This window comes from Desulfovulcanus sp., from assembly GCF_982781345.1.
Map to the genome: position 1 here is coordinate 1 of NZ_CEYAEZ010000197.1, position 1,112 is coordinate 1,112.

The following is a 1,112-nucleotide window of genomic DNA, read 5'->3' on the forward strand; positions in this document are numbered from 1 at the left end:
AATTTAAAACTTTTTTGTTTTTAATATCAAAAACTATAACATATCCATCCCAGTTTACAAATGCAATTTTATCTTTATCTAAAAACACAACATCATAAATCATACCGTGAGTTTTATTAAATTTCTCAAACTCATGTTTATATAAAAAGTTTAAATTTTTATCAAATATATATAAATAATCACTACCTACCGCACATATATATTTGCCATTTGATTTTATTTTGTTTATACCATAAAAATTGTTTTTTATAGCTTTTTTGAGTTTAAGTGTTGCTCTATCAAAAACTAAAATCGGATTATCAAATCCATAAGTGCCTGCTACATAAATGTTGTTTTTATCAAAACAAAGTGTATAAAGGTTGCTATTAAAAAATTTTTCTTTTAAGTAGATAGTTTTAAGTAGATTTAAATCTTTATCCCACACTTTTATAGTAGCATCATCTGCGACACTAAAAACTTTTTTATCTATGATTTTAATGTCATTGACTTTTGCTCTGTGAGATATACTTTTAGCTACTATAATATCTGAATATAATGATGAAATAAATATCAAGATAAAAAGTAATATTTTCATCTTATCTTATTTTAATCCTTTAAAATAATTACTTAATTAGATTACAAAAAAACTTAAGCCCATTCGCAATAAATTAATTCAAACCCTCTAAAAACCACTATAATAGCTCTATCAACACTAAATTTTGAGCTTTGTTTATATTTAGAGATTTGTTCTTTAGCTTTTTGTATAGCATTATTTAATTTAGTTTCATTGATATTATCACTTTGTTTAAAAAACTTAAATTCAATTAATATATTTGGTATATCATATTCTATATTCGGAGCTTTTAATAATAATATATCTGCATATCCTTGATTTAATTCAGCCTCACTAATAGAAGCGTATAATCTATTTAATGAAAAATATGTCATAAAAAACATCTTAATATCACTCTCTTGAGTGATTAAGTTTCTAATAGAGGTATTTTCAAATAATTTTTTTGCTAAAAATTTTATAACACCCAAATCATCCTTACTTGCTAATCTTGCCATACCTTCGCTAAATTCTCTTAAATCTATCTCAAAAGTTTCAGTTTCTCTTAACATTGTCTCAACAA

General features: G+C 23.5%; 2 protein-coding genes. Both read right to left on the reverse strand.

The genetic code is table 11. The features are described from left to right. Positions 1-574, reverse strand: a 574-nt coding sequence (locus tag AC3WVG_RS12190) for a WD40 repeat domain-containing protein (RefSeq protein ID WP_488798387.1), incomplete at its 3' end; no start/stop codon positions are given. Between the two features lie 53 nt (positions 575-627). Further along, positions 628-1,112 (reverse strand): PD-(D/E)XK nuclease domain-containing protein (locus AC3WVG_RS12195; RefSeq protein ID WP_488798388.1); only part of this gene is annotated, 485 nt, incomplete at its 5' end.